Annotated in this window: 22 protein-coding genes; 4 read left to right on the top strand and 18 right to left on the bottom strand. The window is 64.4% G+C overall.

Going from position 1 to position 25,305, the window contains the following annotated elements; translation table 11 throughout:
• Positions 1-7: 7 nt before the first annotated feature.
• The 9 genes from M5C71_RS28615 to cbiE all read right to left on the bottom strand — a co-directional run bounded on the left by M5C71_RS28615 (position 8) and on the right by cbiE (position 8,757).
• Positions 8-1,390: a PepSY domain-containing protein gene (locus tag M5C71_RS28615; RefSeq protein ID WP_248769308.1), complete on the bottom strand. Its 1,383-nt coding sequence runs from the start codon at positions 1,388-1,390 to the stop codon at positions 8-10.
• A gap of 89 nt (positions 1,391-1,479) precedes the next feature.
• Entirely contained in the window at positions 1,480-3,600 is a 2,121-nt protein-coding gene (locus tag M5C71_RS28610; protein ID WP_248769307.1) for a TonB-dependent copper receptor, read from the bottom strand.
• Between the two features lie 97 nt (positions 3,601-3,697).
• Positions 3,698-4,123 (bottom strand): DUF2946 domain-containing protein, encoded by a 426-nt coding sequence (locus tag M5C71_RS28605; protein ID WP_248769306.1) that lies wholly within the window; start codon positions 4,121-4,123, stop codon positions 3,698-3,700.
• 21 nt (positions 4,124-4,144) lie between these two features.
• Positions 4,145-4,636: a copper chaperone PCu(A)C gene (locus tag M5C71_RS28600; RefSeq protein WP_248769305.1), complete on the bottom strand. Its 492-nt coding sequence runs from the start codon at positions 4,634-4,636 to the stop codon at positions 4,145-4,147.
• A gap of 48 nt (positions 4,637-4,684) precedes the next feature.
• On the bottom strand, positions 4,685-5,086 hold the full coding sequence (locus M5C71_RS28595) for a DUF2946 domain-containing protein (protein ID WP_152741577.1): 402 nt from the start codon (positions 5,084-5,086) through the stop codon (positions 4,685-4,687).
• Positions 5,087-5,232: 146 nt separating this feature from the next.
• Positions 5,233-5,556, bottom strand: a complete 324-nt coding sequence (locus M5C71_RS28590; RefSeq protein WP_103495215.1) for a transcriptional regulator — start codon at positions 5,554-5,556, stop codon at positions 5,233-5,235.
• A gap of 46 nt (positions 5,557-5,602) precedes the next feature.
• Entirely contained in the window at positions 5,603-6,334 is a 732-nt protein-coding gene (locus M5C71_RS28585) for a cobalt-precorrin-6A reductase (RefSeq protein WP_103495214.1), read from the bottom strand.
• Positions 6,331-7,428, bottom strand: coding sequence for a cobalt-precorrin-5B (C(1))-methyltransferase (locus tag M5C71_RS28580; protein ID WP_248769304.1), 1,098 nt, complete (start codon positions 7,426-7,428; stop codon positions 6,331-6,333). The genes M5C71_RS28585 and M5C71_RS28580 overlap by 4 nt, the downstream gene beginning before the upstream one ends.
• 126 nt (positions 7,429-7,554) lie before the next feature.
• Positions 7,555-8,757, bottom strand: a complete 1,203-nt coding sequence (cbiE, locus tag M5C71_RS28575) for a precorrin-6y C5,15-methyltransferase (decarboxylating) subunit CbiE (protein ID WP_248769303.1) — start codon at positions 8,755-8,757, stop codon at positions 7,555-7,557.
• A 137-nt stretch (positions 8,758-8,894) separates the two neighbouring features.
• Here cbiE and cobG point away from each other — a divergent pair, with 137 nt between their 5' ends.
• Genes cobG through cobJ form a run of 4 tightly spaced genes read left to right on the top strand, consistent with a single transcriptional unit; the run spans position 8,895 to position 13,273 of the window.
• On the top strand, positions 8,895-10,220 hold the full coding sequence (gene cobG, locus M5C71_RS28570) for a precorrin-3B synthase (RefSeq protein ID WP_248769302.1): 1,326 nt from the start codon (positions 8,895-8,897) through the stop codon (positions 10,218-10,220).
• Positions 10,213-10,839, top strand: a complete 627-nt coding sequence (locus tag M5C71_RS28565; protein WP_100944274.1) for a precorrin-8X methylmutase — start codon at positions 10,213-10,215, stop codon at positions 10,837-10,839. Before cobG ends, M5C71_RS28565 begins: the two co-directional genes overlap by 8 nt.
• Entirely contained in the window at positions 10,839-11,570 is a 732-nt protein-coding gene (locus tag M5C71_RS28560) for a precorrin-2 C(20)-methyltransferase (protein ID WP_177101377.1), read from the top strand. The genes M5C71_RS28565 and M5C71_RS28560 overlap by 1 nt, the downstream gene beginning before the upstream one ends.
• Entirely contained in the window at positions 11,567-13,273 is a 1,707-nt protein-coding gene (gene cobJ, locus M5C71_RS28555; RefSeq protein ID WP_248769301.1) for a precorrin-3B C(17)-methyltransferase, read from the top strand. The genes M5C71_RS28560 and cobJ overlap by 4 nt, the downstream gene beginning before the upstream one ends.
• Before the next feature lie 58 nt (positions 13,274-13,331).
• Here cobJ and M5C71_RS28550 read toward each other — a convergent pair whose 3' ends face one another.
• From M5C71_RS28550 to accC, 9 genes are all read right to left on the bottom strand, one after another.
• The gene (locus tag M5C71_RS28550; protein WP_103497796.1) at positions 13,332-13,931 is read right to left on the bottom strand and encodes a MarC family protein; all 600 of its coding nucleotides are present in this window, start codon (positions 13,929-13,931) and stop codon (positions 13,332-13,334) included.
• Positions 13,932-14,047: 116 nt separating this feature from the next.
• Entirely contained in the window at positions 14,048-16,840 is a 2,793-nt protein-coding gene (locus tag M5C71_RS28545; RefSeq protein ID WP_177101312.1) for a hybrid sensor histidine kinase/response regulator, read from the bottom strand.
• A gap of 99 nt (positions 16,841-16,939) precedes the next feature.
• Complete coding sequence (gene purD, locus M5C71_RS28540; RefSeq protein WP_103497794.1) at positions 16,940-18,235, bottom strand: phosphoribosylamine--glycine ligase; 1,296 nt, start codon at positions 18,233-18,235, stop codon at positions 16,940-16,942.
• A 152-nt stretch (positions 18,236-18,387) separates the two neighbouring features.
• The gene (purH, locus tag M5C71_RS28535) at positions 18,388-19,995 is read right to left on the bottom strand and encodes a bifunctional phosphoribosylaminoimidazolecarboxamide formyltransferase/IMP cyclohydrolase (RefSeq protein ID WP_103497792.1); all 1,608 of its coding nucleotides are present in this window, start codon (positions 19,993-19,995) and stop codon (positions 18,388-18,390) included.
• Positions 19,996-20,076: 81 nt separating this feature from the next.
• On the bottom strand, positions 20,077-20,397 hold the full coding sequence (gene fis / locus M5C71_RS28530; protein WP_003186237.1) for a DNA-binding transcriptional regulator Fis: 321 nt from the start codon (positions 20,395-20,397) through the stop codon (positions 20,077-20,079).
• Positions 20,394-21,407: a tRNA dihydrouridine synthase DusB gene (gene dusB, locus M5C71_RS28525; protein WP_103497791.1), complete on the bottom strand. Its 1,014-nt coding sequence runs from the start codon at positions 21,405-21,407 to the stop codon at positions 20,394-20,396. The genes fis and dusB overlap by 4 nt, the downstream gene beginning before the upstream one ends.
• A gap of 176 nt (positions 21,408-21,583) precedes the next feature.
• Positions 21,584-22,897: a DUF3426 domain-containing protein gene (locus tag M5C71_RS28520; RefSeq protein ID WP_103497789.1), complete on the bottom strand. Its 1,314-nt coding sequence runs from the start codon at positions 22,895-22,897 to the stop codon at positions 21,584-21,586.
• A 30-nt stretch (positions 22,898-22,927) separates the two neighbouring features.
• Positions 22,928-23,806, bottom strand: a complete 879-nt coding sequence (gene prmA, locus M5C71_RS28515; RefSeq protein WP_103497787.1) for a 50S ribosomal protein L11 methyltransferase — start codon at positions 23,804-23,806, stop codon at positions 22,928-22,930.
• A gap of 139 nt (positions 23,807-23,945) precedes the next feature.
• Complete coding sequence (gene accC / locus M5C71_RS28510; RefSeq protein ID WP_100944284.1) at positions 23,946-25,304, bottom strand: acetyl-CoA carboxylase biotin carboxylase subunit; 1,359 nt, start codon at positions 25,302-25,304, stop codon at positions 23,946-23,948.
• Position 25,305 lies beyond the last annotated feature (1 nt).

The raw sequence follows: 25,305 nt of genomic DNA, 5'->3' as shown, positions 1-25,305 counted from the left end.
AACCTGTTCAGGTTGAAGATGAAGCGGACTCAGGTTCGCCCTTGAGACGCGACAGCAGCGCCCAGTCCAGCAGCCAGACGACCACCAGCGAAACACCGACCAAAGGGAACAGGATCGCCAGGGCGAACATGATCACCAGGGCGGTTTTCCAGCGTGGCAGATCGTGGCGCAGCGGCGGTACACCGAGGCTGCCTTGCGGACGACGCTTCCACCACATCACCACGCCGCTGACGGCACTGAGCAGGATCATCAGGCACACCAGCAACATGACCAGCTGGTTGGGCGTCCCGAACAGCTTGCCTTCATGGAGCATCACGCCCATTTCCGTGGCCCGGGCGACATTGCCGTAGTGCTGCCAGCGCACATCGGCCAGGACCCTGCCGTTGTACTGGTCGACATGCAGGGTGGCGTCGTTGCGCGGGTCGTCGGCGAACACGGCGATGGTGAACACGCCTTCGGCGGTGGTCGGCAGGGTGATGCTGTAGCCGGGTTCGACCTGGCGCGTGGCGGCGATGTCCACCACCTGTTGCAGGCTGATGCCCGGTGCTGCCGGGGCGCTTGAGGTGGCGCCGTGGTTCATGTGTTCGGCATGGTCGCCGGACATCGGCATCGGCGTGTTTTCCAGGGCCCAGGGCACGGTCTGGCGGGTCGCGTCGTTGAGGCTGCGGGCCTCGAGGTCGGACTTGGGCATGTTGTTCCACATGGCATCGGGAAACTTGTTCCAGACCTCGGCGTACTGCTTGCCCCAGACCCCGGTCCAGGTCATGCCGCTGAGCAGCATGAACAGCAGCAGCCCGGCGCCCCAGAACCCAGTGACGGCGTGCAGGTCGCGCCAGACGATGCGTCCGCGCTGGCTCAGGCGTGGCCAGAGCACGCCGGCACTGGAACGGCCCCGTGGCCACCAGAGATAGAGGCCGGACACCACCAGCATCACGCCCCAGCCGGCGGCCAGTTCCACCAGGCGATCGCCGAGGGTGCCGATCATCAGTTCGCCGTGCAGGGCGCGGGCGACGGCTTGCAGATTGAGCTTGGCATCCTGCTCGCCGAGTATGTTGCCGCGATAGGGGTCGAGGAACACGTTGAGCTCGCGACCGTCGCGAATCAGCACGAACTGAGCGCTGCGTTCGGCGTTGATCGGCGGCAGGTACTGTTTGATCCGCACCTGTGGATAAGCCATCTCGATGCGGCGCATCTGATCGTCGGCGTTGAGGCGGTGATGACCGGCCTGGACCGTTATCAGGTCGCTGTACAACAGCGGGTCGAGTTGCGGTTTGAACAGGTAGATGATCCCGGTCAGGGCCAGCAGGACCATGAACGGCGCAACGAACAGCCCGGCATAGAAATGCCAGCGCCAGGCCAGGTTGTAGAAGGAGATTTTAGGTTGGCTCATCAGGAGCGCTCCGCAAGGTATCAGTCATTGGATATACGGTGACAGTGCGGCGAGCGGGCTTGTCGGGACGCCGCTCGCCACAGTTACGGTTAGAAACTCATATCCACCTTGGTCCAGAACGTGCGCCCCGGTTCGTTGATGGCTTGCGGGTCATTGGCCGGGTAGCCGAACCCGGCGTTGCCCGCCAGGTTCAGGTGCTCGGCGTATGCCTTGTTGAACAGGTTGTCGACGCCGCTGCTGAGCTTCACGTGGCTGTTGATCCGATAGGCGCCGTTGAGGGAGAACACGCCGAAGCCGGCACTTTTGGAAAAGTCCTTGCCGACCACATTGCCCTCGTTCAGATCGATGCGGTTCTGTCGCGCAACCACTCGCCACAGACCTCCGGCACTCCAGTTGTCGCGGCTATAGGTGAGGCCCAGGCGGGTGTCCAGGGGCGGCATCTGCGGCAGTGCCTTGCCGTCGCTGGTGTTCTTGCCCCAGGCATAGGCCAGGCTGGCATCGGCTTTCCAGTTGGCCGTCAGCCGATAGGCCGCGCCGAGCTCGCCGCCCATGATCCGCGCGTCGATATTGCGCGCCTGGGAGGTCGTGCCCATCATTCCCGGCTGGTAGTTGAACAGGATGAAGTCACGCACCTGGCCGACATAGCCCGAGGCCCAGGCCTCCAGGTCCTCGGTCTTGTACTGCAGGCCGACATCCAGCTGGGTGGTCTTCTCCGGCTTGATGGCATCGAAGGCGTTGAGCGAACCACTCGGGCCCTGGTCGGGGGAGAACAGTTCCCAGTAGTCCGGGAAACGTTTGGCGTGACCGAGGCCGGCGTACAGCGTGGTCGGGCTGTCGGCCAGGTCATGCTCGTAGCGCATGAAGCCACTGGGCAGACTGTCTGCACGGGTCTGGCCGGCGGTCGGATTGGGCTGGGCGCTCATCCCGGAACCGATGTGCTGGCGAAAGTCCTTGGCCGAGGCGCGGTCCAGCCGCGCGCCGCTGATCAGGCGGTCACGCTCGGCGGCGTACCAGATCAGTTCGCCGAAGACGCCGTAGTTGTGGAACTCGGCATCCCGGTTGCGTGGCAGGCTCTCGTAAGTGTCGATGCCCATGCTGCTGCGCTGGCGGTGTTCGTCGGTCTGCCCATCAAGGCCGCCGATCAGTTGCCAGTCGGCCCAGCGCCAGGTGGCCTTGAGTCGCGCGCCGAGGGTGCGGCGGTCGACATTGGAGGCCATGGGGCCGGCCATCATCCCGGTGCCGGAGGGCTGGCGCAGGCTGTAGTTGTCCATCACATGGTCGGCGTAGTTGTAGTAGACCTGGGCCTCGAGCTTGTCGAGCACTTCGCCGAGGTTCGACCTTTCAAAACGCAGGCCGAGGCTTTCGCGCTTGAACTGCGAACCGTCCATGCCGCGCCCGGCGTAGCGGGCTTCACCGTCGCCCTTGCCGGCGGTCAGTTCCAGCAGGGTGTCGGCATCCGGCGTCCAGCCCAGGGCGACGTCGCCGTTCCACTTGTCGTAGCGCGAGGGCACGCGGTCGCCATTGCCGTCCTTGTAGTCGCCCGCACGGGCCTGGTTGCCGATCGCCCGGACATAGCCCGACGGACCGCCAGCGGCGGCATCGACGACTTTGTCGAAACGCCCGTTGGAGCCGGCCAGCACGCTGGCATTGACCCGCGTGCCGAGTTCGCCGAAGTGCTCCGGCTCACGGTCGAAGAGGATGGTCCCGGCCGAGGCGCCGGGGCCCCAGAGTACGGTTTGCGGCCCTTTGATCACCGTCAGCTTGTCGTAGGTTTCCGGGGAAATGTAGGAGGTCGGCGCGTCCATCCGGCCCGGGCAGGCGCCGAGCATCTGGCCGCCATTGGTGAGGATGTTCAGCCGCGAGCCGAACATGCCGCGCAGCACCGGGTCGCCGTTGGTGCCGCCATTGCGTACCAGGGCAAAGCCGGGGATGGTCTTGAGGTAGTCGCCGCCGTCACTGGCGGGGACCGGCTGGCGCGGGTCCTTGGGATCGGTGATCACCGTCAGCGGCGAGCTGGGGGCGATGGCGGTAATCACCGTTGGGGCGATTTCCCGGGCGGACTCTTCCGGCGAGTCGACGGCGAAGACGGCAGGGGCGAGCAGGATGCCGCACATCAGCGTGGTGCCCTGGCGCAAGCGGGCGCGGGCCTCGTTCAGGGCGAACGGGGAAGACGCCCGGGCAGCGCGCAGGCGAGTGTTTACAGTGGACATAAGCGTTCCATCATTCAAGCGAATACAACACGGCAGCCGCTTTGGAACTGCGGGTTACAGTCCAGGCGGGCCGCGTGAGAGGGTAGTGGGTCGCTGCTTAATGGAACGCGGGCGGGGCGCGGGTGCGAGCACCGGGAAAGGTGGTTTGCCGGGCATGGCCCAGGCGGGTCAGGGTGGCGACTGCGGTCGTCGGCCTGGGGCCGTCAAGGGCGGCGAAACTCAGGTTCTGCGGCAGGGCCGGGCAACTGAACAGCAGGGTGCAATAGCCGCATTTTTCCCATAGCGCATGGTGCTCGGCTCTGGGGGCGTGGTGCTCGTCGGCGCTGGGCGCCATGGCCTCGCCTGCCTGCCCGGGCATCTCCATCGACATGTCCATGCCCATCGACATGGGCATGCGGTGATCCATCGGCATCGCCTGGGAAATCAGCGGTCCGATAAAGATCATCAGCATGGCGAACAGGCTCAGCCAACTGCCGCGTACTTGGGCGCGGGAGCGGGGTGACCTGAGGCGTGCGGCGTGCATGGCGTTCACGGGCGTCGTCGATTATTGAGCGTGCGCGTGGTCCATATGCATCTCATCCGACCCGGCAGGCGGCTGTTTCTGTACCGATACCTCGACGGTCACATCGCCGGCCTTTGCAAAGTGCAACGTCAGCGGAAAGTGCTTGCCATCCTGCAAGAGGCTGCGGTCCTTGAGGTCCAGCAACATCACATGAAAGGCCATGGGGGCGAACTTCACTTCACCGCCGGCGGGTATGTCGACGCTGGCGACTTGCTGCATTTTCATCAGGTCGAGCTGCATCACATGTTCATGCAGTTCGGCCTTGCCGGCGATGGGACTGTCGACGCCGGTCAGGCGGTCGGCCGTGGTGCCCGGGTTGTGGATCACGAAATAGGCCGCCACCGTCGGGGCGTTGGGCGGCAGTTCCTGGGACCAGGGATGGGTGATGCTCAGGTCACCGGCCTTGAATTCATGGGCATGGGCAAAACAGGCGGGCAGCAGCAGGGCGGCCAGCAACAGGGCATTCTTGAACATGGTGGTTCTCCATAACGATTCATGACGCACACAGACTGTGGGTGTGAATCAGGCTAGCGGAGAAGCCCTGGGATTGAGCGAGGGCCATTGCTGGCGTGGGGTGGGGAGGTCGATCTGGGTGGCGGGGCGTGCCGGCTGGGTTTCGTCCTGGGCCACCGGCAACTGTGGAACATGGCCGGGCAACGCCAGCAACGAGGCGAAGCCCGCACAGCACCAGCAGTGCTGCATATTGGAATGCTCATCGTTTTGCGGGGCTTGCTGTTCCAGCTTGCCGAGGTCGATGGCTACCAGGCGGGTGCCACTGGCCGAGCAGAAACTGCCCCACAACAGTTGCTCCGCGATCGAGTCTTGCGAGGCTTGCGCCATGGCTCCGGACATCGGCATGGCGAGCAGATTGAACAGCACTGCAAAGCAGGCGATCCAGGCAATGGCTAGCCGTTGTCGGGGCATGGAAAGGATTTCCGTGAGTGTTTTCAAACAGATGGGTTATTTAGCCTGAACGTCCTTCATAAGTAAAAGCGCGAGCTGCGGTGAAAGGTCGCAAGCTTGTGTAGGCTTTGTCGGTGATTCTTGTGCACAAGCGTAGCAGGATGCCGTCACAGGGTCGGAACGGCATGGACCTCAATCTTCACGCCCAGGGTGGCGCGAATCACACTGAAGATAGCGGCCAGGTTGTCCATGCTCGGATTACCCTTGGCCGAGAGCATGCGGTGCAGGCTTTTGCTCGGCTTGTCGGTTTCCTTGGCCAGGCCCTCGAAGCCGACGGTGGCGTTGACCAGATCACGCAAAATCACCCGTGCAATCTCTGGCTCGCCATTGAGAAACAGGGTGGCGGCTTCATCCAGCAGAGCCTGGGCGAATGCCGGGTCACGCTGTGCCCGCTCGGCGATGGTCTGTTTGAAGCTGCGAGTAAGGGTCATGAGATTTTTCGACATTGATCATTGCGCTTTGAAGGTAACCTTTAGGTTACTTTTGTGGCAGATACTTTGCCAACGCAGCAAGTGTTTCAGTGAGCGTCTGGAACTCCCGGTCTACCGGCGGCAATGCCGGGCGCTGGAGAATCAGCACCGGTATCCCGAGTTCCCGGGCCACCTGCAACTTGGGTTCGGTTGCACTGCTGCCGCTGTTCTTGCTGATCAGCACGTCGATGGCGCGGCGCTTGAACAAGGCGCGCTCGTCTTCCAGCAGGAACGGGCCGCGTGCGCCGATCACTTCGCAGCGGGCATTGCCGGGATACTCGTCGAGGGCACGCAGGGTCCAGAATTGCCCGGAGGGAATTTCTTCCAGATGTTGCAGCGGCTCGCGGCCGAGGGTGAACAGCGGGCGCTGGAAGGGCTTGAGGGCTTCGACCAGTGCGGCCCAGTCGGCCACTTCGCGCCAGTCGTCGCCAGGTTCCGCAACCCAGGCCGGACGCCGTAGCGCCCAGCAGGGAATACCGCTCAAACGCGCGGCCGTGGCGGCGTTGCTGCTGATTTGCGCGGCGTAGGGATGGGTGGCATCCAGTAGCAGGTCGATGCCTTCTTCCTGAATAAATTGCGCCAGGCCCTCGGCGCCGCCATAACCGCCGACCCGGACCTGGCACTGCAAGTCCGTCGGTACCCGCCCGACTCCCGCCAGGCTGTAGATATGCTCGGGGCCCAAGGTCCGGGCAATCGCCAGCGCCTCGGTGACGCCGCCAAGCAGCAACAGGCGTTTCATAACTGCACTCCGGCATGACCAACGACACCGCCCTGGCGGTCGATGGCGAAGACTTCCACTTGCACTTGCCTGGGGACCACGCTGCGGGCGAAGTCGCGGGCGCGCCGGCAGACCGCATCACCCAGGGCGATGCCCGCCGCGCTGGCCATGGCCAGTGCCTGCTGGCTGGTATTGGCCTGGACAATCGCGTCCTGCAAGGCCTGGTCGGCGCCGACCTCGGCCGCCCATTCGGCCAGTTGCGGCAGGTCGATGCTTGAGTGCCGGCTGTGCAGGTCCATATGCCCGGCCGCCAGCTTGCTGATCTTGCCGAAGCCACCGCACAGGCTCAGTTTGTCCACCGGGACCTTGCGCAGATGCTTGAGCACGGCGCCGACGAAGTCGCCCATTTCGATCAGGGCGATTTCCGGCAGGTTGTAGACGCGGCGCATGGTGTCTTCGCTGGCGTTGCCGGTGCAGGCGGCGATATGCAGGTAGCCGTTGGTCTTGGCGACATCGATGCCCTGGTGGATCGAGGCGATATAGGCCGCGCAGGAAAACGGCCGGACGATACCGCTGGTGCCGAGGATCGACAGCCCGCCGAGAATCCCCAGGCGCGGGTTCATGGTTTTCAGCGCCAGGGCCTCGCCGTCGCGGACATTGACGGTGACCGAGAAGCCGCCGGTGTAGTCCAGTTCAGCGGCCAGTTGTAGCAGGTGTTCAGTGATCATTCGGCGCGGCACCGGATTGATCGCCGGTTCGCCGACGGCCAGGACCAGGCCGGGGCGGGTGACGGTGCCGACGCCTTTTCCGGCATGAAAACGTACGCCGGGTTCGGCGATCAGCCGCACTTGCGAGTAGAGCAGGGCGCCATGGGTGACATCCGGGTCGTCGCCGGCATCCTTGATAGTGCCGGCCTCGGCGCCGTCGTCATGGCGGCGACAGAACTCCAGGCGCATATCCACACGCTTGCCCTTGGGCAGGGTGATCTGCACCGCATCGCAGCTGATGCCGCTGAGCAGCAGGCGTGCCGCCGCCAGGGCGGTGGCGGTGGCGCAGCTGCCGGTGGTCAGGCCGCTGCGCAGAGGGGCGGGCTGTTCGGCGGTTTCATCGCGCATGACGATTGCTCTTTGTAGGAGCGAGCTTGCTCGCGATGGTAGTCCAGGCACCGCTGGGTATCAGGCTCCCCGCGTTATCGTTGACGCCCGTCGCGAGCAAGCTCGCTCCTACAGTGTCTGAGGGGTTCAAGGCTTGACCACGTCGAGCAAGGTGATCGGCAAGGCCTGGCGCCAGGTGTCGAAATCCCCCAGCGGTTGGGCCTGGGCAATGTGAATGCGGGTCAGTTCGCCGCCATGGACCTGGCGCCAGTTCATCAGCAGCATTTCACTTTGCAGGGTCACGGCATTCGCTACCAGTCGGCCTCCCGGCTTGAGCTGCGCCCAGCAACTGTCCAGCACACCGGGACGGGTAACGCCGCCACCGATAAAAATCGCATCCGGCGGCTCCAGTCCTTCCAGGGCCTCGGGCGCACTGCCGCGAATCAATTGCAGGCCCGGCACGCCGAGGCTGTCCCGGTTGCGCTCGATCAAGTGTTGGCGCCCGGTATCGGCCTCGATGGCGATGGCCCGGCAACTGGGGTGGGCGCGCATCCATTCGATACCGATGGAGCCGCTGCCCGCGCCGACATCCCACAACAGTTCACCGGGCACCGGGGCAAGGCGGGCCAGGGTGATGGCACGGACATCGCGTTTGGTCAGTTGTCCATCATGCTCGAAGGCGCTGTCCGGCAGCCCGCCGATACGCGACAGACGTGGCGTGCCTGGAGCGGCCAGGCATTCGATGGCCACCAGGTTCAGGTCAGCCACCGGCGGGTCGCTCCAGTCATCGGCCAGTCCGTCGATCCGCCGTTCCACGGGGCCACCGAGGTGTTCCAACACGCTGATCCGGCTCGGACCGAAACCCCGTTCGCGCAACAGCGCGGCAATCGCGGCGGGACTCAGGCCGTCATTGCTCAGCACCAGCAGACGCACACCGCTGTGCAGATGGGCATTCAGAGCCGCCAGCGGACGGGCGACCACCGAGAGCGTCACCACATCCTGTAAGGCCCAACCCAGTCGGGCAGCGGCCAGTGAACAGGAGGACGGCGCGGACAGCACCTGCATTTCCTCGGTGGTCACTCGCCGCGCCAGACTGGCACCGACGCCGAACAGCATCGGGTCGCCACTGGCCAGCACGCAGGTCGGCTCACCGCGCAGGGCCAGCACGGGCTCCAGGGAAAACGGGCTCGGCCAGTCCAGACGCTCGGCGCGGACGGAGTCCGGCAGCAGGTCAAGCTGCCGTTGGCCGCCGAATACCCGCGAAGCTGCCGACAGAGCTGCCTGGGCCTGCTGACCCAGGCCACTGAAGCCGTCTTCACCGATTCCCACGATTGTCAGCCAAGGCACCATCTAAAATCCTCAAAACACAGCGGTTCCGACGGGCAGGCTTTTCATGCCATCGGACAAAGCAGGCATAATACCGTGCCTTCGAGGGCGAAATGCTCTTCGATAACAGCCTATACCTTTCCTTTACTGCCGGTTGCCCCTTGAACCAACGCCCGCCCGCCACTGCTATTCGCCCCTCGGCCTGTCCGGGGTTGCTGCGTATCGTCCCGGCGCTGGACGGCGGTATCTGCCGGATCAAGCTGGCCGGCGGGGTGATCGGCAGCGCCCAGGCCCAGGCCGTGGCCCGGGGGGCCGCACGTTATGCCGGTGGCGTGATCGAGGCCACCAACCGGGCCAACCTGCAGATTCGCGGTATCGGCGAGCAACAGGCAGCGTTGATCGACGAATTGCTGGCCGCAGGCCTCGGACCGACCACGCCCGCGGGCGATGATGTACGCAACCTGATGCTCAGTCCGGGCGCGGGTATCGACCGTCAGTTATTGATCGATACCCGGCCCCTGGCCGAGCAGATCCTGGCGAGCTTGCAGACTCATCCACGCTTTCATGAGCTGTCGGCCAAGTTCGCGCTGCAACTGGATGGCGGCGAAGCCCTGGCGATGCTGGAGCATTCCCATGACCTGTGGCTGTCGGCGTTGCTGCTGGACGATCAGCCATACCTGGCATTCGGCCTGGCCGGCTGTCCGGCCGATGACCTGCCCCTGGCCGCCGTGCCCCTGGCCGAAGGGCATTCGCTGGTGGTGGCGGTACTGGAGCTGTTCCTCGACCTGGCCCGTCCCGAACAGACACGCATGCGCCATCTGCTGGCTGAAGTCGTGCCCGCTGAGTTTCTTGCTCGGTTGACCCTGCGCCTTGGCTTCGAACCGGCGGCAGTCCCATCCTGGCACCGACCAGCCTCTCCCGGTCTGCTGCATATCGGCACTTATCCACAGCGCCAGCCGGGGCGTGTGTACGTGGGGGCTGCGACGCCCCTGGGCCGACTCGACGCTGCGATGCTCGACGGCGTGGCCCGACTGGCCAGTGAGTTCGGCGATGCCAGCCTGCGCCTGACACCCTGGCAGAGCCTGTTGCTGCCCAATATCCGTGCCGAAGATGCGCTCACCGTTACCACCCGGCTGCAACACCTCGGCCTGTTATGCGACGCCGCCGACGCCCTGGCGCAACTGATCGCCTGCACCGGCTCGGCCGGTTGCGGCAAGGGCCTGGCCGACACCAAGGCCGACGCCCGCCGCCTGGCGCTGCATCTGCAAGACCAGCCCCAGGGCGTGCACCTTTCCGGCTGCACGCGATCCTGCGCGGCGGCCCATGTCGCGCCCGCCACCTTGCTGGCGGTTGCGCCCGGCCATTACGACCTCTATTTCCGCGATGTCGCGCACCCGGGCTTCGGCCGGCTGCACGCCCGCCACCTTACTATTGATGCGGCGGGCGCCCTGCTGGCAGCCCGCTCACGGAGCAACACCGATGATTGATTACATCCGCGACGGTCAGGAGATCTATCGCAACTCCTTCGCGATCATTCGCGCGGAAGCCAACCTGGCACGGATTCCCGCGGATCTGGAAAAGCTCGCGGTGCGGGTGATCCACGCCTGCGGCATGGTCGATGCCATCGACGGCCTGCAGTTCTCCCCAGGTGCCGGCAAGGCCGGGCGCGAGGCCCTGGCGGCCGGCGCGGCGATTCTCTGCGATGCGCGGATGGTCAGCGAGGGCGTGACCCGTGCGCGCCTGCCGGCCAACAACCCGGTGATCTGCACCCTGCGTGACGAGCGCGTGCCCGAGTTGGCCCAGGAGCTGGGCAATACCCGTTCGGCGGCGGCACTGGAGTTGTGGCGACCCCATCTGGAAGGCAGCGTGGTGGTGATCGGCAATGCACCGACGGCGCTGTTCTACCTGTTGGAAATGCTCGATGCCGGCGCGCCGAAACCGGCGTTGATCCTCGGTTTCCCGGTGGGTTTTGTCGGTGCCGCCGAATCCAAGGCGATGCTCGCGGCCGACAGCCGCGGCGTGCCGTTCGTGATCATGCAGGGGCGGCTCGGTGGCAGCGCCATGGCCGCCGCCGCCGTGAATGCCCTCGCTACGGAGATTGAATGATGCAGCAGCCTGGACGTCTGATCGGCCTCGGCGTGGGCCCCGGTGACCCGGAACTGATTACGGTCAAGGCCCTGCGCCTGCTGCGCGAGTCGCCGGTGGTGGCGTACTTCGTCGCCAAGGGCAAGAAAGGCAACGCGTTCGGTATTATCGAGGCGCACTTGCAGGAGGCCCAGGGCCTGCTGCCGCTGGTCTACCCGGTGACCACCGAGGCACTGCCCGCGCCCCTGTCCTATGAGCAGGTGATCAGCGACTTCTACGACGAAGCCAGCCTGGAAGTGGCCGCGCACCTGGAGGCCGGCCGCGATGTGGCGGTGATCTGCGAAGGCGATCCGTTCTTCTACGGCTCCTACATGTACTTGCACGATCGCCTGGCCGAGCGTTATGAGACCGAAGTGATTCCCGGCGTGTGCTCGATGCTCGGCGGCGCCTCGGTGCTCGGCGTGCCGCTGGTGTACCGCAACCAGAGCCTGTCGGTATTGTCCGGTGTGCTGCCCCATGACGAACTCAAGCGCCGCCTGGCCGACGCCGATGCGGCGGTGATCATGAAACTGGGGCGCAACTTCCCCAAGGTTCGCCAGGTGCTGGAAGAGTTGGGCCTGGCCGACCGGGCGCTCTATGTGGAGCGCGCGACCATGGCCAACCAGAAAATCGTCCCGCTCGATAAGGTCGAGCCGATGTCCTCGCCGTACTTCTCGCTGATCATCGTGCCCGGCGAACGGTGGCAGGGATGAGCCGCGCGCAACCGGCCATTGTCATCCTCGGCAATGGCAGCCTGGCGACGGCCCGGCGGCTGCAACAGATCTATCCGGATGCGCTGGTCTACGGACTGGCGGAGCGGGTCGACGGTGCGGATCGGCTGTATCAGGAGTTTGGCGCGACCCTGCGCCAGCTCTATCAGCAGGACACCCCGATCATTGCCCTGTGCGCCGCCGGTATCGTGATCCGCACCTTGGCCCCGGTGCTGCTGGAAAAAGGTGCCGAGCCGCCGGTACTGGCCGTGGCCGAGGACGGCAGCGCCGTGGTGCCGCTGCTGGGCGGACTGGGCGGGGTGAATGTCATGGCCCGGGAAATGGCCGCCGGCCTCGGTGTCGCGGCGGCCATCACCACCAGCGGCGAGCTGCGTTTCGGCACCTGCCTGCTGAACCCGCCGAGCGGTTATGCCCTGGGCGACCTGGAACTGGGCAAGCGTTTTGTCTCGGACCTGCTGGCCGGTGAAAGCGTGCGCATCGAAGGCGCGGCACCCTGGTTGGCGCAGGCGCATTTGCCGGAAGACCATCAGGCGCGCCTGTCGATTCATGTCGGCAGCGCCGAGCGTGCGCCGGCGGCCAATGAGTTGCTGATTTATCCGCGTAGCGTGCTGGTGGCAGTTGCGGCCCGTGTGCCGGAACTGGCCAGAGCAGTGCGCGATGCCTTGCACGGCGCAAACATCGCCCGCCAGTCGCTGGCCTGCCTGTTGGCGGCGGACAGCGAGATGGCCAATCCCGCGTTGCGAGAAGCGGCTGTCGAGTTGGGCGTGCCGTTGCGGTTTGTCGCCTCGACCGGTTCTGTCGCTGAAATGGCGCAACAGGCGATACCGCAGTTGCTGCCGCCGATCTCTGTCGGTGAGGGCTTGGCGATCGCGGTCGCCAGTCAGCCACTGGAGCCTGAGCGCATCGGTCGTCCTCGCGGGCGGCTGGCGGTGATCGGCCTCGGTCCCGGTGCCGCCGAACTGATGGTGCCGGCGGTGAAGGCCGAATTGGCCAAGGCCAACGACGTGCTGGGTTATGAAACCTACGTGCGCATGGCCGGTCCGTTCCGTGCGGATCAGGTGTTGCATTGCACCGATAACCGCGAAGAGATGCAGCGTGCCCGACACGCCTTTGAACTGGCGGCCGAGGGGCGTTCGGTGGTGGTGGTGTCATCCGGTGATCCAGGCGTATTCGCCATGGCGGCGGCGGTGCTCGAAGCCCTGCATGAGTCCACTGACCCGCGCTGGCACAGCGTCGATCTGGAAATCCTGCCGGGGGTTTCCGCCTCGCTGGCGACGGCGGCCCAGGCCGGTGCGCCGCTGGGGCATGATTTCTGTGTAATGTCGCTCTCGGACAACCTCAAGCCCTGGAGCATCATCGAGAAGCGCCTCGACCTGGCGGCCCAGGCCGATCTGGCCCTGGCCTTCTACAACCCAATCTCGCGCTCGCGGCCCTGGCAGTTGGGCCGGGCCCTGGAGATCGTCGCCGGGCACCGCACGGCGCAGACGCCGGTGGTGCTGGGACGGGATATCGGTCGGCCGGGACAGACCTTGCGGGTGACCACATTGGGTGAGCTGACGCCGGACCAGGTGGACATGCGCACCATGGTCATCATCGGTTCGTCCACCACCTGTGTCTTTCCCCGTACCGAGGGTGGCGAATGGGTCTACACCCCGCGCTGGTACGGTGAGAAGCCACGGTCTTGAGGGGCTGCGGGCTCAAAAAGGACGGCGTCTATAATTCTCTATAATCGTCTATAAAAGACTATAAAGGCACCAGATACCCACGCACCCCGGTAAAGATGATCTGCGCCGCCAGGGCGCAGACGAACAGGCCCATCAGGCGGCTGACGATCTGCAGGCCCTGGTCGCCGAGGATGCGTTCGATCCGGTGGGACAGGTACAGCACCACGCCGACGGTCAGGCTCGCCAGCGCAATGCTGACGATGGCCGAGAGCTTGTCGTCCCAATGCGGCTGGCTGACCCCCATGACCAGCAGTGCACCGATGGTGCCGGGGCCGACGGTCAGCGGGATGGTCAGCGGGACGATAGTCACGTCCTGCTGCAGATTATCGGTCTGCACCGCCGATTTACCCTGGGCCATGCCCAGCGCCGAAATAAACAGCACGCTGCCCGCGCCGATGCGGAAGGCATCCACGGTGATGCCGAACACGCTGAAGATCACCCTTCCGAACAGATACAACAGCACGCTGGACACCAGCGTCGCCAACGCGACCTTCCAGGCCAGGCGTCGCCGCTCCCTGCTGGAGTAACCACGGGTCAGGCTGATAAAGCAGGACAGGACGAAGAACGGGCTGTAGAGCACCAGCATCTTCAGGTAAACGCTGAATAACACGTGGAGCATGGTGTGGGCTCGCAACGGAGGAGGGCGACGGCAGTCTATCAGGGGTTGCGTACGCTGTCGGCTTTGTCCGGGAACGGGCCGGGCGGATTCTCACGGGGCGGTTTTCTGTCCCGATGTCAGGGCGTCGGAACCTGGGCCTGCTGCTGCGCACGTTCGGCCACCCAGTGCTCCACCAGCTCACGCAACTGCGACAGTTCCACCGGCTTGGCCATGTGCCCGTCCATCCCGGCCTGGCGCGCGCGCTCCTTGTGCTCGGTGAGAATGTGCGCGGTCAGTGCCACCACCGGGGTGCGTACCCGCTGGTTGCCGACTTCCCAGGCACGTAGCTGCTGGGTGGCGGAAAAACCGTCGAGGATCGGCATCTCGCAGTCCATCAGCACCAGGTCGTAGCGCTGGGCTTTCATCGCCCGCAGGGCCTCTTCGCCGTTGCTCGCGGTGTCGGGCTTGAGATTGAGCTTGCCGAGCATGCCGCGTATCACTTTGGTGGAAATGCTGTTGTCCTCGGCCACCAGGATACGGAAGTCGCTCGGTACGGTGATCGGTTCCACCGGCTCGGGACTTGCTGTTGGCGTCGGTGCTGGCCCGTGCCCGTGTCCTGGCCCTTTGTCGCGTTGGGCCAGTTCGTCGGCCAGGGTGGTCTTGAGGGTGTAGCCGGCCACCGGCTTGGCGAGGATGCGCTTGACCCCGGCATTGCGCGCGATGATCTTGCTCGGCGCGTTGCTGATGCCGGTGAGCATGATCAGCAGGATGTCGTGGTTCAGGCTCGGGTCTTCCTTGATCTTCGCCGCCAGCTGCATGCCGGTCATGCCGGGCATGTTCTGGTCCAGCAGCACCGCGTCGAAGTAGTCGCGCAGGTGGGCCTTGGTCCGCAGCAGCGCCAGGGCCTCCTTGCCCGACGGCACGGCACTGACGTTCAGGCCCCAGGCGCTGCATTGCTGTACCAGCACCTTGCGGCAGGTGTCGTTGTCGTCGACCACCAGGACCCGCGCACCGCGCAGCGGACCGTCGAGGTCGGAGGTCGGGTTCTCCAGGTGCAGCGGGTCCAGCGGCAGGGTCAGCCACAGGGTGCTGCCCTGGTGGGTGCCGCTCTTGATGCCGAACTCGCCTTGCATCAGTTGCACCAGCTGGCGGGCGATCACCAATCCGAGGTTGCCCCCCAGGCGGGTGGCGGCGAGGAAGTTCTTGCTCTGCAGTTCGGCGTGGAGCAGGGCGTCGCGTTCTTCGTCGCCCATCGGCACGCCGCTGTCCTGGACCGCGATGCGCAGGCGCGGCTGGCCGCTGCGTTCGTCGAGGGCGACGACAATCAGGATCTCGCCCTCGTCGGTTTTCTTCAGGGCGTGTTCCAGCAGGCTGAGCAGGGTCTGGCGCAGGCGCGTCGGGTCACCGCTGATCACCCGCGGCACTTGCGGTTGGATAAAGCTGATCAGCTCGACATTCTGCTGCTCGGCCCGGGCCCGGAAAATACTCAGGCAGTCATCGATCAGGGCATTGAGGTCGAACTGCACATCATCCAGTTCGATCTGCCCGGACTCCAGCTTGGAAATGTCGAGGATCTCGTTGATCAGGGTCAGCAGCTCGTTGCCGGCGCTGTGGATGGTCTGCACGTAGTCGCGCTGCTTGACCGACAACGGCGTGCCGAGGAGCAGTTCGGTCATGCCCAGCACGCCGTTCATCGGCGTACGGATCTCGTGGCTGATCTTCGCCAGGAACTCGGCCTTGGCGGCGATTTCCGCGTTGCTCGCGGCCAGGTCGCGGCTGAGGCTGAATTGGTCTTCGGTGATGCTGCGACGGCGTTCGCCCAGGGCCACGCTCATCAGCAGGCCGCTGATGCAGATAAACACCAGCAGCGCGATGATCAGGCCTTGTGGCGCCACCAGGGTCAGCCCCAGCAGCGCGGGCAGGATCACCAGCGTACCGATGTTGAAGATCACCATGGCCACCACGAACAGCCGCGCCGGACGGTAGCCCTTCTGCCAGTGATAGGCGGACACCAGCAGGATGCTCAGGCTCGCCAGGCCCACCAGGCCGTAGGTCATGATGTTCAGGGGCAGGGTGTCGACGAACAACAGCAGCAGGCCGCCGAGGCTGATGACCAGGATATCGCCCAGCAGCAGCTTGTTCAGTGGGTGCGGGCCCAGCTGGGAAAAGAACGAGTAGGTGAACATCAGTCCGCAGGGCGCGGTCAGCAGCAGCGCCACATAGGAGGCGGGGGTCTGCGCGCCATGCCAGTCAGGCATCCAGGGACCGATCAGGTTCAGCAGGAACAGCGCGCTGAGCAGCAGGAAGCCTTCGCAGGCCGCCAGCCACAGGCTGCTGCGCGAGCGGGTATAGGCGAAGCGGATCAGGTTGTGCAGGATCAGCATCGTCAGGCAGCCGAAGAGCAGGCCATAGAGCAGTGACTGGTTCTGGTCGGCGGCGACCGCGATAGCCGGCTCCAGGGTGATGTGCGGGCGAAGCTCGTGCTTGGAGACCAGCCGGAGATAGATATCCAGCGGCCGGGTGCTTTGCACCAGTGGCAGCATGAAGTCACTGCTGGGCAGCGGGCGTTCGGCCTGGGGCAGGTCGTTGCCGGTGCGCACCTGGGCGATCAGGTTGTCGCCGTCGAGGGTATAGAGATCGAGGCGCGCCAGGTCGGGGGCGAAGACCCGCAGGACTTGTTCATGACTGCCCGGTTGCAGGCGAAAGCGCAGCCACAAGGCACCCTCGGGCTGGGCGGCGGTCAAGCGTTCGAGCTCGACCGGACTGAATTGGTTGGTGAAGCGTGAAGAGCGGATATCGCTCAATTGCAGGTCGGCCTGGTCGTCAAGCAATGACGCCCAGCCAATGCCTTGCGAGGCCTGGGCCGGAGCAAGGCAGAGCAGGGTCAGCAAGCTGACAGTGAAACCTATGGCGATCCTGAGCCAGCGCACGGCGAAATCCCTTCGTAGGTTGATGCCCGGTGATAACTATGCGCAGGGCTGGAATAGTTCGGCAAGGGCTGACGGCCCTTGCCTATCCCTTCGGATAGTTTATTCCTTTGAGTCTGCGCGTTCGCGTGCAATTGCACGATAGCCGATGTCGCTACGGTAGAAGCAGCCGTCCCAATCAATCTTAGCTGCGAGCTTGTAAGCTTGCTGCTGTGCGGCGTCAACGCTGTTGCCCAGGGCGGTGGCGCAGAGCACCCGACCGCCGGAGGTTACTACCTGGCCGTCCTTCAGTGCAGTACCGGCGTGAAAGACTTTGCCTTCCAGGCCCGCGGCCGCATCCAGGCCGTTGATCACTGCGCCCTTGGCGTAATCGCCAGGGTAACCGCCGGCCGCGAGGACGATGCCCAGGCTCGGACGCGGGTCCCATTGTGCTTCGATCTTGTCCAGGGCCTGGGCCAGTGCGGCTTCGATCAGCAGGATCAGGCTCGATTGCAGGCGCAGCATCACCGGTTGGGTTTCCGGGTCGCCGAAGCGGCAGTTGAACTCGATGACTTTCGGGTTGCCGGCCTGGTCGATCATCAGCCCTGCATACAGGAAGCCAGTGTAGACGTTGCCTTCGGCCGCCATGCCGCGCACAGTGGGCCAGATCACCTGGTCCATGACCCGCTGGTGCACTTCGGCGGTGACCACTGGCGCCGGCGAGTAAGCGCCCATACCGCCGGTGTTCGGGCCGCTGTCGCCGTCGCCGACTCGCTTGTGGTCCTGGCTGGTGGCCATGGGCAGGACGTTCTTGCCGTCGACCATGACAATGAAGCTGGCTTCTTCGCCGTCGAGGAACTCCTCGATGACCACCCGCGAACCGGCTTCACCGAAAGCATTGCCGGCGAGCATGTCGCGTACGGCATCTTCGGCTTCACCCAGGGTCATGGCGACGATCACGCCTTTGCCGGCGGCCAGGCCGTCGGCCTTGATCACGATCGGTGCGCCTTTTTCACGCAGATAGGCCAGGGCTGGCTCGATCTCGGTGAAGTTCTGGTAGTCGGCGGTAGGGATCTTGTGGCGCGCCAGGAAGTCCTTGGTGAAAGCCTTGGAACCTTCGAGCTGGGCGGCACCGGCGGTCGGACCGAAGCAGTCCAGGCCACGGGCACGGAACAGGTCGACCACGCCGGCCACCAGCGGCACTTCCGGACCGACGATGGTCAGGGAAACGTTTTTCTCGGCAAAGTCCGCCAACTGCTCAAGGGCCAGGACGTCGATGGCGACGTTCTCGCACTTGGCCTCGATGGCGGTGCCGGCGTTGCCCGGGGCAACGAAGACTTTCTCGACACGCGGGTCCTGCGCCACTTTCCAGGCCAGGGCGTGTTCACGGCCACCGCTGCCGATGATCAAAACATTCATTTCAAAAACCTCGATGACGCTGAATTCTGGGAGAACTGCGACGCCGCCGTTCTGTAGGAGCAGAGCTTGCTCGCGAAGGGGACCTTGAGGTCGCCAAAGGCTTCGCGGGCAAGCCCTGCTCCTACAGGTGAGCGGCGTTTACACACTTGTCTTTAGTGACGGAAGTGGCGCATGCCGGTGAACACCATCGCGATACCGGCTTCATCAGCGGCAGCAATCACTTCATTGTCACGCATCGAGCCGCCCGGCTGGATCACCGCGGTGACACCGGCCTTGGCCGCATTGTCGAGACCGTCGCGGAACGGGAAGAACGCGTCCGAAGCCATGACCGAGCCCTGTACCTGCAGGCCAGCATGCTCGGCCTTGATTGCAGCAATACGAGCGGAGTTGACGCGGCTCATCTGGCCGGCGCCGACACCGATGGTCTGGCGGTTCTTGGCGTAGACGATAGCGTTGGACTTGACGTACTTGGCGACTTTCCAGGCGAAGATCAGGTCGTGGATCTCTTGCTCGGTCGGTGCGCGCTGGGTCACGACTTTCAGATCGTCGCTGCCGATCATGCCGATATCGCGGCTCTGCACCAGCAGGCCACCGTTGACGCGCTTGTAGTCCCAGGCCGGGGCGCGGTTGGCGTCCCACTGGCCGCAGACCAGCAGGCGCACATTGACCTTGGCGGCCACGATGGCGCGGGCTTCTTCGCTCACGGAGGGGGCGATGATCACTTCGACGAACTGACGCTCGACGATGGCCTTGGCGGTTTCGGCATCCAGTTCGCGGTTGAAGGCGATGATGCCGCCGAAGGCCGATTCAGTGTCGGTGGCGTAGGCCAGTTCGTAGGCCTGGCGAATACCGCCTTCGGCGTCCGGGCTGACCGCCACGCCGCACGGGTTGGCGTGCTTGACGATAACGCAGGCCGGCTTGACGAAGCTCTTCACGCACTCCAGCGCGGCATCGGTATCGGCCACGTTGTTGTAGGAGAGTTCCTTGCCTTGCAGCTGGGTGGCGGTGGCGATGCCGACTTCGGCGGGCTTGGCTTCCACGTAGAACGCCGCGCTCTGGTGCGGGTTCTCGCCGTAGCGCATTTCCTGGGCCTTGATGAACTGGCTGTTGAAGGTCCGCGGGAATTCGCTGCGGCCTTCTGTGCTCAGGGTCTCGGCGGCCTGGTTCACGGTGCCCATGTAGTTGGCGATCATGCCGTCGTAGGCGGCGGTGTGTTCGAACGCCTTGAGCATCAGGTCGAAACGCTGGGCGTAGGTCAGGCCACCGGCCTTGAGGCTTTCCAGGACCTGGGAGTAGTCGCTGGCGTTGACCACGATGGCCACGTCCTTGTGGTTCTTGGCCGCCGAGCGGACCATGGTCGGGCCGCCGATATCGATGTTTTCGATGGCGGTCGGCAGGTCACAGCCAGGTTTGTTGATGGTGGCTTCGAACGGGTAGAGGTTGACGGCCACCAGGTCGATCGGCTTGATGCCGTGCTCGTTCATGATGGCGTCGTCGATGCCGCGACGACCGAGGATACCGCCGTGGATTTTCGGGTGCAGGGTTTTCACCCGGCCGTCCATCATTTCCGCGAAGCCGGTGTAATCCGCGACTTCCACTGCGGCTACGCCGTTGTCCCGCAGCAGCTTGAAGGTCCCGCCGGTGGAGAGGATCTCCACGCCCAGGGCTTCCAGTTCCTTGGCGAATTCGAGGATCCCGGTCTTGTCGGAAACACTGATCAAGGCACGGCGGATCGGCAGGCGGGTGGTCTGGTCGGTCATCTCAATTTCCATCAAAAGCAAAGGAGTCAGCAAAAAAGGCGACCGGTTCTACGCGGGCGCCTTTCTGGTTTGATTGAATGCTTACAGCAAATCGTACTGTTTGAGTTTCTTGCGCAGGGTGCCGCGGTTCAGCCCGAGCAGCTCGCTGGCCTTGGTCTGGTTGCCCTTGACGTAGTTCATCACGCTTTCGAGCAAGGGCGCTTCGACTTCCGAGAGCACCAGGTTGTACACGTCCGTGACGGCCGCGCCCTCAAGGTGGGCGAAATAATTGTGCAGCGCCTTCTCGACACTCCCGCGAAGGGTCTGGCCTTCTTCGCTCGGCGTGTTGAGGTGCTGTTTCAAATTGACGTTGTCGCTCACGGGCGTTGTTCCACTCACTAAAGTCTCGGTCATCATCGTCATGCGGCCACCCCTCTCCCTTCCCCTGTTACCAGGCTCTTGTAACGCTCGGCGAAAAACTGACGAACGTTGGCGCACTGTGCTTCCGTTTCTTCCACACGATTGAAGTGGGCGCGAAACTCCTTGGCGCCCGGCAAGGTTGCGAGATACCAGCCGACGTGCTTGCGGGCGATACGTACACCCATCACCTCCCCATAGAAGGCATGCAACGCGGCCAGATGCTCTAGCAGAATACGTTCCACCTCGAACAGCTCCGGTGCCGGGAGGGTTTCGCCGGTACGCAGAAAATGCTCGATTTCACGAAAAATCCATGGCCGCCCCTGGGCGGCCCGGCCGATCAACAGGCCATCGGCACCGGTCGCGTGCAGCACGTGCCGGGCTTTCTCGGCCGAATCGATGTCGCCGTTGGCGAAGACCGGGATCGACACCGCCTGCTTGATCGCGGCAATGGTGTCGTACTCGGCTTCACCGGTATACAGGTCGGCACGGGTTCGCCCGTGCACCGCCAGTGCCGTGATTCCCGCCTGTTCGGCAATTTTTGCCACCGTCAGGCCGTTCTTGTTCGCCCGGTCCCAACCGGTGCGGATCTTCAGGGTGACCGGGACGTCCACCGCCGCGACCACGGCGTGGAGGATCTCGCTCACCAGTGCTTCGTCTTTCAGTAACGCGGAGCCGGCGGCCTTGTTGCAGACCTTCTTGGCCGGGCAGCCCATGTTGATATCGATAATCTGTGCCCCCAGCTCGACATTGGCCCGGGCCGCCTCCGCCAGCATCTGTGCGTCGCCACCGGCGATCTGTACCGAGCGGGGCTCGGGATCGCCTTCGTGGATCATGCGCAGACGCGATTTGCGGCTGTTCCACAAGCTCATGTCGCTGGTGACCATTTCCGAGACTACAAGACCCGCGCCCAGGCGTCGGCACAACTGACGAAAGGGCTGGTCGGTGACGCCCGCCATGGGGGCGAGAATCAAGCCGTTCTGCAATGTATATGGGCCGATGCGTACCGCCGACATAGGACTTCCCTGTTGTGGGGCCGGATCATGAGAGTTCGAAAAAGGGTTGGCATGATACCCGCTCTCGATGACTGGATAAAGGCAAAATTGGATAAAATCTGAACAGTTATTCGCTTATCGCTGGCGGTTTGGTTGCCGCCAGAAAACTGCCGCCCCGCCGGGCAATGAGCGCCGGGTTACTCGGGCGAGTGGAAGCTCAAGCTGTAGTTCACGGCCTTGGCGCCCGGGTCGAGGATGTCCAGGGCGATATGGATCGGTGTCTGTGGTGGCATTTCACCCTGGCCGGCCAGGTCGCCGCTCAGGTACTCGGCGGGTTTGAAGCGACGGCTGGCGATCAGATGGCCGTTGAGATCGGCGAAGCGCAGCTCCAGCAGCGGAAAGGGCTGGGAGAACGGCGCGCGGTTGTAGATGATTGCATCCACCACCAGGGCGCCGGCGAAGTCCGGGTGGCTACGGACCACCAGGTTGCTGCTCTTGATTCGGGCGATATCGACTTTTGACGGCACCTTGCAGCCGATTTCCGGGCACAGTTGCTGGAACCAGGGGCGGTACTGGTCCTGGCGCGCCAGTTCGTCGAAGTGATAACCGACGTATTGGCCGACCAGGGCGCCGGCGGCCAACAGTACCAGCAGCAGCCAGAGCAGGCGCCGGCCCCAGGGTGAGCGGCGGCGTTGCCAGTCGAGCTGGATCGGGTCGTCGACCAGGTCCAGCAGCACGTCGTCGTGCAGGCCGGGCTCGTTGCGCTCGCGCTTGGCCTTGGGTTTCCTGTGTTCTTCTTCGGCGGGCGCATCGTCGGCCGGTTCAGGGGCCGGTGGGGCATGGAAGGTGTCGTCTTCCAGCTCATCGTGCTCAAGCTGCAGGCGCGGGACTGGTGGTTCGTCGTCCAGATCGGCGAGATCGAAGGACAGCGAAGGCTCGGTGCGCGCTGACTTGGGTTGTTCTGGCTTCTTTTCCGGTGCCTTGGCCGGGGCTGTTTCGCCCTCGTCGGCCAGGGTGGCGTCGACAGGCTTGCCCGGCGGTTCGCTGAACAGGCTGTCGGGCCATTGCTCTTCTTCCGTGTCCGGGCCGTCGCGGCGGGCGCTGAGGGACTCGCCCTTGCCGCCGCGGTCCTGGCCGAACGCCTTGGTTGGCTGGATTTCCCGCTGTTCCAGGCGCGCCAGTTCTTCGTCCAGGTCGAGGTTGTCCAGGTCCAGCTCTTCGGCCGACCATTGTCGCTGGCTGATGGCCCGTGGCTGTTGCGGCGGTTCTGGAGGCGGTGGCGGCGGTGCGGGTGGTACTGGCGCCGGCACCGGCTTCGGCGCTGGCGCGGCAACACCGGCGGCGCTCGCCGCTTCCCGGGCTGCGCGTTGTTCGAGCAGTTGTCGCGCAGCGTTGAACACCTGCAGGCAGGAGCCGCAACGAACCACACCACGGGCCACGCTCAATTGAGCGTGGCTGACGCGGAAACTGGTCTGGCAATGCGGGCACTGGGTGACGAAGCTGTCGGTCATGCGGCGATCCGGTTCATGCAGGCGCCCATTCTAGCGCCGACGACCACTGATGCGCACCCAGCCATCGCGATCGGCAATCGGGTCGAGATCGAAGTCCTGGGCATAAGCAGCAGCGACTTGCGCGCCCTGTTCGGCGAGGATCCCCGAGAGCGCCAGGCGACCGCCGGGCTTGACCAGGGTGGACAGTTGCGGTGCCAGGGACACCAGCGGGCCGGCGAGGATATTGGCCACCAGCACGTCGGCCGGGACCTGGGGCAGGTCTTGCGGCAGGTACAGCGGGAACAGCGCCTCGTCGATATGGTTGCGCCCGGCGTTATCGCGGGAGGCTTCCAGGGCCTGGACGTCGATATCGGTACCGACCGCTTCCTTGGCGCCCAGCAGCAGGGCGGCAATCGCCAGGATCCCCGAGCCGCAGCCGAAGTCCAGGACGTTGCAGTCCTTGAGGTCCTGGCCGTCGAGCCATTCCAGGCACAGCGCGGTGGTCGGGTGGGTGCCGGTGCCGAAGGCCAGGCCCGGGTCGAGCAGCAGGTTGACCGCTTCCGGTTCCGGCGCGGCGTGCCAGCTCGGGACGATCCACAGGCGGCGGCCGAAGCGCATCGGCTCGAAGTTGTCCATCCAGCTGCGTTCCCAGTCCTGGTCCTCGATCACTTCGCTGTGGTGCTCGGGCAGTGGTGCGCCGGTCAGCAGTTCCAGGTGTGCGAGCACGCTGGCCGCCTCGGTGCCGCCTTCGAACAGCGCCAGCAGGTGGGTGTGGGACCACAGCGGGGTGGTGTTGAGTTCCGGTTCGAAGATCGGTTGATCTTCGGCATCCATGAAGGTGACCGAAACGGCGCCGACTTCGAGGAAGGCGTCTTCGTAGGTTTCGGCTTGTTCCGGGCTGATGGCCAGGCGTACTTGCAGCCAAGGCATGGCGGGGCACCTTTGCAAAAATGGAGTGTGCAACCGCGGGGGCTGCGAGAAACGCGCAAGTCTACTTGAGCAGCGCCTTGGGCGGTATTCAAAAACAACAAGGCCGCAATTAAGCGGCCTTGTCTATGGGATCACGCACTCACTGGTTGGCGAGCTTGTGTTCCAGGTAGTGGATGTTCACACCACCCTTGCAGAAGCCTTCGTCGCGAACCAGGTCGCGGTGCAGCGGGATATTGGTCTTGATCCCGTCCACCACGATTTCGTCCAGGGCGTTGCGCATGCGCGCCAGGGCTTCGTCACGGTCCTTGCCGTAGGTGATCAGCTTGCCGATCAACGAGTCATAGTTCGGCGGTACCGCATAACCACTGTACAGGTGCGAGTCGACGCGAACGCCGTTGCCGCCCGGTGCGTGGAAGTGCTTGACGGTGCCCGGGCTCGGAATGAACTTCTTCGGGTCCTCGGCGTTGATCCGGCACTCCAGGGCGTGACCGCGGATCACCACGTCGTCCTGGGTGTAGGACAGCGGGTTGCCGGCGGCGATGCTGAGCATCTCCTTGACGATGTCGATGCCCGTGACCATTTCCGATACCGGGTGTTCCACTTGCACGCGAGTGTTCATCTCGATGAAGTAGAAGTTGCCGTTCTCGTAGAGGAACTCGAAGGTGCCGGCGCCACGGTAGTTGATGTCGATGCACGCCTTGACGCAGCGGGCGAAGACTTCCTGGCGGGATTTCTCATCGATGCCCGGGGCCGGAGCTTCTTCCAGTACCTTCTGGTGGCGACGCTGCAGCGAGCAGTCGCGGTCACCCAGGTGAATGGCGTGGCCCTGGCCGTCGGACAGTACCTGGACTTCCACGTGACGCGGGTTGGTGAGGAATTTTTCCAGGTACACCATCGGGTTGCCGAACGCTGCACCGGCTTCGGTGCGGGTCAGTTTGGCCGAGGAGATCAGGTCTTCTTCCTTGTGCACCACGCGCATGCCGCGACCACCACCACCACCGGCGGCCTTGATGATCACCGGGTAGCCGACTTCACGGCCGATGCGCAGGGCTTCTTCCTCGTCTTCCGGCAGCGGGCCGTCGGAACCGGGAACGGTGGGGACGCCGGCCTTGATCATGGCGTGCTTGGCCGAAACCTTGTCACCCATCAGGCGAATGGTGTCGGCTTGCGGGCCGATGAAGGCGAAACCGGATTTCTCGACCTGTTCGGCGAAGTCGGCGTTTTCCGCGAGGAAGCCGTAGCCCGGGTGGATCGCCGTGGCACCGGTCACTTCCGCGGCCGCGATGATGGCCGGGATGTGCAGGTAGGACTGGGCGGCAGGCGCCGGGCCGATGCACACGGATTCGTCCGCCAGGCCCAGGTGCATCAGCTCCTTGTCGGCCTTGGAGTAGACGGCGACGGTCTTGATCCCCAGCTCCTTGCACGCGCGCAGGATCCGCAGTGCAATTTCACCGCGGTTGGCGATCAGGACTTTTTCCAACTTCGCAGGATTCGACATC

The organism is Pseudomonas sp. MWU12-2345, assembly GCF_023242385.1.
In the GTDB taxonomy this organism is placed as follows: domain Bacteria; phylum Pseudomonadota; class Gammaproteobacteria; order Pseudomonadales; family Pseudomonadaceae; genus Aquipseudomonas; species Aquipseudomonas gingeri_D.
The sequence above is the reverse complement of the archived record's forward strand: the minus strand, read 5'-3'. Positions and strand labels throughout refer to the sequence as shown.